The 603-nt window shown below is 49.8% G+C and carries 1 tRNA gene and 2 rRNA genes; all 3 read left to right on the top strand.

The features are described from left to right. A 16S ribosomal RNA gene (locus GON22_RS25600) occupies window positions 1-120 on the top strand; the annotation flags it as partial. A gap of 88 nt (window positions 121-208) precedes the next feature. Then, window positions 209-284, top strand: a tRNA-Ala gene (locus tag GON22_RS25595). A gap of 195 nt (window positions 285-479) precedes the next feature. Further along, window positions 480-603: ribosomal RNA gene (locus tag GON22_RS25590) — 23S ribosomal RNA — on the top strand; the annotation flags it as partial.

Here is a 603-nt window from a genome sequence, read left to right as displayed (position 1 = left end):
ACAACACCCGAAGCCGGTGGGGTAACCGCAAGGAGCCAGCCGTCGAAGGTGGGGTAGATGATTGGGGTGAAGTCGTAACAAGGTAGCCGTATCGGAAGGTGCGGCTGGATCACCTCCTTTCTAAGGAATATCCCAATCACGATGATGATTGGATAACAGTTTGGCAATCGACGTGATGGCATTTGTTCAGCTTTGAAGGAATTTGTTTGGGGCCATAGCTCAGCTGGGAGAGCGCCTGCCTTGCAAGCAGGAGGTCAGCGGTTCGATCCCGCTTGGCTCCACCAACAATTCACTTCTTGCACCTTGAAAACTGGATAGCGAATAATGAAACATCCTTAAAGCTTTAGTTTTTTTACACGAAAGTGAAGGATAAACGGGTCAAAACGACTTTTATAGATGTGTTTCTTCCGCTAAGTTCTCTTATTGGATCAAAGAAACAGAGCTACAACGGGAGTGTGAACCGATTATCCGGAACGACTGGTTAAGCTACTAAGAGCGCACGGAGGATGCCTAGGCACTAGGAGCCGAAGAAGGACGTGGCGAACAACGAAATTGCCTCGGGGAGCCGTAAGCAGGCTTTGATCCGGGGATGTCCGAATGGGG

This window comes from Paenibacillus sp. MMS18-CY102, from assembly GCF_009789195.1.
Lineage (GTDB): Bacteria > Bacillota > Bacilli > Paenibacillales > Paenibacillaceae > Paenibacillus_T.
The sequence above is the reverse complement of the archived record's forward strand: the minus strand, read 5'-3'. Positions and strand labels throughout refer to the sequence as shown.